The following is a 6,622-nucleotide window of genomic DNA, read 5'->3' as shown; positions in this document are numbered from 1 at the left end:
ATCTACGTGTGCGTAGTGACGTGATGGAGTGTCATATTCGATGTGAGAAGTATTAATTGTAATACCACGCTCGCGCTCTTCTGGAGCGTTATCGATTTGTGCGAAATCTTTAACTTCACCACCGTATGTTTTAGTCAAAACAGCAGAGATAGCAGCAGTTAGTGTTGTTTTACCATGGTCGACGTGTCCAATGGTACCAACGTTAACATGCGGTTTACTACGTTCAAATTTTTCTTTAGCCATGGTATTGCCCCAATCCAAAGTACTGGTGATGAAACTGCATATAGCAAAAAATCCGATGCATAAATGTCATCGAATCAGTTAGTAAGATAGTTGAGGTACATATGAAGCAGGAGGCGTGCTGACAGGTAGTCTTAAACTGGAAAAAGCACTCGTTATCGAGTGCTTTCTACTGATTAAGTATTATCAGCAAGAATTTGGAGCGGATGGCGGGAATCGAACCCGCGTTATCAGCTTGGAAGGCTGGAGTAATACCATTATACGACATCCGCGCAACCTACTTCAGGTTACCTAACTACCTAGAAAATGGTGGAGGGAGAAGGATTCGAACCTTCGAAGGCTGAGCCGTCAGATTTACAATCTGATCCCTTTGGCCACTCGGGAACCCCTCCAGGGAAATGGTGCCGGCACCAAGAGTCGAACTCGGGACCTACTGATTACAAGTCAGTTGCTCTACCAACTGAGCTATGCCGGCGTGTCATTTCGGTAGCGGATATTATGGAAATGTGAGCACAAGTGCAATAGTAAAATCGTTTTTTTTATAAAAAAAAGCTCAAACGACGCTTTTTTATGCTTACTTTCGCCATAACGGATACTTTTACAGCGATTAATCTTATTTACCTAGCATTGGCTGTTCATCTAATCCAGTAGCGGTTGTCGATAATAAATTCATAGTGTAATGTGCCCTCCTTAATGGAGAACTTCGCAATGACGCCAACCAATCAAATTCATAATGCACTTTACTTACCTTTTCAGCGCGAACAGTGGGCTGAATTACGCGAATCAGTGCCATTAACACTGAGTGAAAATGATCTGGCAGACCTGCGCGGAATTAATGAAAAAATATCGCTATCTGAAGTCACCGATATTTATCTGCCATTAAGCCGACTCCTAAACTTAAATGTCGGTGCAAAGCAGCAAAGAGGCTTAGCACTCAATGAATTCCTTGGCCGCGTTCCCCCCAAAAGGCCCTACATAATCAGTATTGCAGGTAGTGTGGCGGTAGGTAAAAGTACTACTGCGCGTATCTTACAAGCATTATTGAGTCATTGGCCTGAGCATCCTAAAGTTGATCTGATAACTACTGATGGATTCTTGCACCCACTTGCAGAGCTTAAACGTCGTGGATTAATGCAACGCAAGGGGTTCCCTGAAAGCTATGATATGAAAGGCTTAGTTGACTTTATCTCTGCTATAAAAGCGGGAGAGGCTGCGGTGAGCGCACCAATATACTCACATATTACCTATGACCGAGTGCCCGACCAATATCAGTGGATCCGTCAACCAGATATCCTCATCATCGAAGGCTTAAACGTACTGCAAACCGGACAAGACTCAGCCGTCGATACTAAACGGCCTTTTGTATCTGATTTTGTCGATTTTAGTATCTATGTCGACGCAGAAGAAGAGTTATTGAAAAAGTGGTATATAGAGCGATTTTTACAATTTAGAACCGGTGCGTTTAGCGAAGAAAGTTCCTATTTCCATCATTACTCGCAGCTAACGGATAATGAGGCAACGTCTATCGCCTCAAAAATTTGGGATACCATTAACGGTCCAAACTTAACACTCAATATCCAACCGACACGAGAGCGCGCTCACCTTATCTTGCAAAAAGGACAAGATCACCTAATGGATCAAGTCCTTCTAAGAAAGTGATAGCGATTAATCAGCCTTACGTAGGCTGATTTCACCACCAATAAAGCTTTTTACACCGTCATCAGTTTCTAACAACACAGCTCCTTGTTGATCAATCCCTCTACAAATGCCGTAGACCTCATCTGTTCCAATGAGCAATTTTATCTGCTGACCAATAAAGAGATCTGCGTCTTCCCATCTCGACTGGAACGGCGTCAGTCCACTTTCTTGAAACAGTGAAAGATCTTGCTGGAGTTGTTTTTGTAATAGACTCAGCAATACAGTTTTACTCGGCATACTCTTAAGGGAAGTTAAATCACTCCAAGCTTGGTCGATTGACTTGCCATGCTGTTCACTCATCGCCATGTTAAGCCCTATGCCTATAACAAGATTACATTCATTATCTGTTTGGCCACTCATCTCAATAAGTACACCTGCCAATTTCTTACCCGCTAGGTAGATGTCATTTGGCCATTTAACCCCAACCTCGTCGACATTAAGTTGCTCAAGCACTTTCACAATCGAACAAGCAACCACTAAACTCAAGCCCATAGCTTGCGCCATCCCTTGAGGAAATTGCCAATACATCGAAAAATACAGATGACAACCATAAGGAGAAACCCAAGTTCGCCCTCGTCGGCCCCGTCCAGCAGATTGATACTCAGCCACACAAATATCGCCAGAGTCAAGATCTTCAGCATGCTTTAGAATAAAACCATTGGTGCTTTCAATCTCATCAAAATAGAAGCAACGTTGACTAATAGCGCCTTTTAATACAGTTTCATCGACTAAGGATATAGGATTACTTAACTTATAACCCTTGCCTTTTACACTGAAAATATCCACACCGTAGTCTTCTAGTGCGGATACGTGGTTAGCAACTGCAGTACGTGACACACCGAGCTTTTCTGCAAGCAGCTCACCAGAGACAAAATCACCTGCAGCCAACTCTGCTAATATGCTTCTTTTGCGGTTCCATTGCTCTGCCATGCTATAAACTCCTTTCTCTGGTACTGGCTATCATTCTAGGTTCATGCTCTAAATTAATAGCAAATTGCTTAGAGATGCAATCTACTATATGCCTTGCTAAACACAATACATCATCACTGCTGGCATTATCCTTATTGATAAGCACCAACGCTTGTTTCTCATGTACTGCCGCGCCGCCAACTTGGTAACCTTTTAAGCCAGCCATTTCGATCAGCCAACCAGCTGCAACTTTTGTGTGACTATGCCCTTGAGGATAACCTACAATATTTGGATACTGGGCAACAAGAGCCTGAAACTGCTCATTTTCGATAATGGGGTTTTTAAAAAAGCTGCCTGCATTGCCAACTTTTTCTGGATCTGGAAGCTTTTCCATGCGAGTAGCACAGATACAATCAAATACTGTTTTTGGCGTTATATCAGGATTATTCAACATTTTAAGAGGACCGTAGTCGAGTCTAGGCAACCACACTTTAGGTACTTTAAAACCAACTCTTGTTATTAGCACTTTGCCCGATAAATTCTGCTTAAAAATAGAATCTCTATAACTAAAGCCGCACTGCTCAACACTAAGGCGTATGCTTTCACCGCTCGCTAAATCTAGGTACTCAACCCACTCACAAAGATCTTTTAATTCAACTCCATAAGCTCCAATATTTTGAATCGGTGCAGCGCCGACAGTCCCTGGGATTAGAGCCAGATTTTCAAATCCTGCGATACCTTTATCCAAGCAGTAACACACAAGTTGATGCCAGTCTTCGCCCGCTTCAACAGCTAAATAATAATGGCCTTCAGTTACGTTTAGCTCTATTCCTTTAGTTTCAACGACTACTACTGTACCTGCAAAGTCTTCACACAAAACAACATTACTGCCGCCACCCAAGATCAGCATTGGTTCACCAGAAAGATAGAGCTGTTTACAAAAGGCGCTAAGCTCAGGTGTTGTTTTAGCAATAAACAGAGATCGGCAACTGTGTTCAAGGCCAAAAGTATTATGTGCTTTCAGTGAGGTTAAATCTGTCAAGGAGTTGTCTTATTAATCATTGAAGAATCCAGTATTGTAACGTAAAGCGGCTACTCTCAGTAGCCCTATCTAGTAAGTTAGCTTTACAGTACATTTACTGATTACGGCCATTCCTATTTATTGTTTGTTGCCAAAACTGTGTTGATAATAGCCTTGTTTTGTTGGCTAATCGATTCATCTGATCACACTTGATTTGAGCTTCTTCCGTGCGCGCCAAGTTAACATTTGATAGGTCATTAATAGCGACTATTGCCTGGCTTATCTCAGTAGCAACGGCTGTTTGTTGGTTCATTGCGACTGCATTTAATTCCGACATCTCATGAATCCTTCCTATGGAGTCGCGTAATTGATCAAATGCGCTATCGGCGTTTTTTGCTAACTCAGCAGATAAGTCTGCCTTCTTATGACTTACTTCCATTGCTTCTGCCGCAGTTTGAGTGCTGTTCTGAAATTTAGTCACAATATTGCTAATTTGCGCAGTAGACTCACTAGTACGGATTGAAAGCTGCCTCACTTCATCGGCTACGACAGCAAAACCACGACCAGTTTCTCCAGCCCTAGCAGCCTCTATTGCTGCGTTTAGCGCTAGTAGATTAGTCTGCTCGGCAATCCCCTTTATTTCACTAAGTACATTTGCAATAGCATGACTATCCTGTTCAATTGAATCAACGACTTCAGAAAACTGAACTACCTCTTCTCTTAATTCGCCTATGGAAGTAACGACCTTAAGCAAATGTTCATGACCTAAGTCTGCAGCTTTAAGGCTTGAATTAATTTCTTGAGCAGCTTGTTGAGTGTTGTCATTAACCTCTACAAAGCTTGCACTCATCTCTTCAACTGCCGCTGCGACCTGATTGGTCTGCAAATTCTGACTATCGGCTCGGCCATGTGTATCGACAATGGTTTGCATCAGTGAACCAGTCTCTTCACTGATAGAGGAAGCTGAGTCCGCCATTCTACCAACGACGCCCCCAGTTTCAGTGATTAAATAATTGAGTGCTGAATCCAGTTGACCAATTTCATCTTGGCGGCCACAGAATATGCTACGCGCAATAGGATCATCATTTATAGCTGCAGCTTTAGCAGCCAGCTCTCGTAATGGCTTAGTGATAATGTAACAGCCTAAACCAGCGATAAATGCTCCGACACTTGCCACTAAAGGAGCGGGTAACACAGTCGTTAGCAGCGCACAACTAAACGCAACAATGCTGCCCCACAAACTCAACTTTCCAGCGAAACTCACCAGTGGTTTCTCAAGTTCAGCCACACGATCACTTTGGTTCAATTTCGAATATAGTTTTTCTGCAGCCTGCACCTGTTCAGTTGTTGGTTTACGCCTTATAGATTGGAACTCATGCAACTGACCTTTCTCATACACTGGAGATACGTACGCACTCGTCCAATAGTACTTACCAGTTACCGTTTTATTTTTAACCAATCCGGTCCATGTTTTACCCGTTTGTATACGACTCCACAAAGATTTAAACACAGCCTTCGGCATATCAGGATGACGTACAATATTATGTGACTGTCCCCGCAGCTCGCTCGCAGAACACTCCGACATATTGGCAAAAACGTCATTGGCATACTTAATGTTACCTTTTAGATCTGTAGTAGACAGCAAAATACAGTCTTGCGTCATCGGCTGTTCGACATTGGAGGTGGATTGCTGATTCATCAGGGCGCCTTATATTATTATTTTGGTTGTATATTGACAGAAATAACAATGAGTTAGTTTGATTTAAATCAATCGCATCGCTCACTTTATCGACAAGTCTCTGCGATGCTATCAGAATGAAGCTTTGCAATGACCAGTGCTGATTAAGCGTTAATCATACACCTGACAAGGCTATTGATAAGAAAACTGCAGGCGAGTGAAGTCACTTAATGTCGGCTAATGTGATGACTTAAGACGTTTGCAGAAGTGGCTAACTAGGAATTAGAATAAATAATAGTAAAACCTTTTGTCTTTATGTTGGCGGAACGGACGAGACTCGAACTCGTGCCCCCCCGGCGTGACAGGCCGCAGTCTGTTCATAGGGAGCCTAACCAACTGAACTTCCGCTCTGTTGTCACTATTAATCGCTTTAAATGCTTTAGCATGTAAACGAAAAAAGCCTCTACATTTCTGTAGAGGCTTTCGTCTTTATGTTGGCGGAACGGACGAGACTCGAACTCGCGACCCCCGGCGTGACAGGCCGCTGTCTGTTCATAGGGAGCCTAACCAACTGAACTTCAGCTCTGTTGTCACTATTAATCGTTTTAAATGCTTTAGCATGTAAACGAAAAAATCCTCTACATTTCTGTAGAGGCTTTCGTCTTTATGTTGGCGGAACGGACGAGACTCGAACTCGCGCCCCCCGGCGTGACAGGCCGCTGTCTGTTCATAGGGAGCCTAACCAACTGAACTTCCGCTCTGTTGTCACTATTAATCGCTTTAAATGCTTTAGCATGTAAACGAAAAAAGCCTCTACACTTCTGTAGAGGCTTTCGTCTTTATGTTGGCAGAACGGACGAGACTCGAACTCGCGCCCCCCGGCGTGACAGGCCGCAGTCTGTTCATAGAGAGCCTAACCAACTGAACTTCCGCTCTGTTGTCACTATTAATCGCTTTAAATCTTGAGCATGTAAACGAAAAAAGCCTCTACATTTCTGTAGAGGCTTTCGTCTTTATGTTGGCGGAACGGACGAGACTCGAACTCGCGACCCCCGGCGTGACAGGCCGGTATTCTA

Annotated in this window: 5 protein-coding genes and 4 tRNA genes; 1 reads left to right on the top strand and 8 read right to left on the bottom strand. The window is 43.3% G+C overall.

All coding sequences use genetic code 11. From position 1 onward, the window contains the following. The 4 genes from L2730_RS21815 to L2730_RS21800 all read right to left on the bottom strand — a co-directional run. On the bottom strand, window positions 1-243 hold a 243-nt coding region (locus tag L2730_RS21815), incomplete at its 3' end, for a GTP-binding protein (RefSeq protein ID WP_248976460.1). 195 nt (window positions 244-438) lie between these two features. Continuing rightward, window positions 439-512, bottom strand: a tRNA-Gly gene (locus tag L2730_RS21810). A 35-nt stretch (window positions 513-547) separates the two neighbouring features. Beyond that, window positions 548-632, bottom strand: a tRNA-Tyr gene (locus L2730_RS21805). Between the two features lie 7 nt (window positions 633-639). Further along, a tRNA-Thr gene (locus L2730_RS21800) sits at window positions 640-715 on the bottom strand. A 233-nt stretch (window positions 716-948) separates the two neighbouring features. Here L2730_RS21800 and coaA point away from each other — a divergent pair. Then, window positions 949-1,899: a type I pantothenate kinase gene (gene coaA, locus L2730_RS21795; RefSeq protein WP_248976477.1), complete on the top strand. Its 951-nt coding sequence runs from the start codon at window positions 949-951 to the stop codon at window positions 1,897-1,899. A gap of 6 nt (window positions 1,900-1,905) precedes the next feature. On the opposite strand, the gene birA is transcribed toward coaA, so the two are convergent. The 4 genes from birA to L2730_RS21775 form a co-directional block, all read right to left on the bottom strand. Beyond that, window positions 1,906-2,868, bottom strand: coding sequence for a bifunctional biotin--[acetyl-CoA-carboxylase] ligase/biotin operon repressor BirA (gene birA, locus L2730_RS21790; RefSeq protein ID WP_248976476.1), 963 nt, complete (start codon window positions 2,866-2,868; stop codon window positions 1,906-1,908). Window position 2,869: 1 nt separating this feature from the next. After that, window positions 2,870-3,889: a UDP-N-acetylmuramate dehydrogenase gene (gene murB, locus L2730_RS21785; RefSeq protein ID WP_248976475.1), complete on the bottom strand. Its 1,020-nt coding sequence runs from the start codon at window positions 3,887-3,889 to the stop codon at window positions 2,870-2,872. A gap of 94 nt (window positions 3,890-3,983) precedes the next feature. After that, entirely contained in the window at window positions 3,984-5,567 is a 1,584-nt protein-coding gene (locus L2730_RS21780) for a methyl-accepting chemotaxis protein (protein ID WP_248976474.1), read from the bottom strand. An 824-nt stretch (window positions 5,568-6,391) separates the two neighbouring features. Then, window positions 6,392-6,482: transfer RNA gene (locus L2730_RS21775), tRNA-Asp, on the bottom strand. Window positions 6,483-6,622 lie beyond the last annotated feature (140 nt).

This window comes from Shewanella kaireitica (genome assembly GCF_023284045.1).
Lineage (GTDB): Bacteria > Pseudomonadota > Gammaproteobacteria > Enterobacterales > Shewanellaceae > Shewanella > Shewanella kaireitica.
The sequence above is the reverse complement of the archived record's forward strand: the minus strand, read 5'-3'. Positions and strand labels throughout refer to the sequence as shown.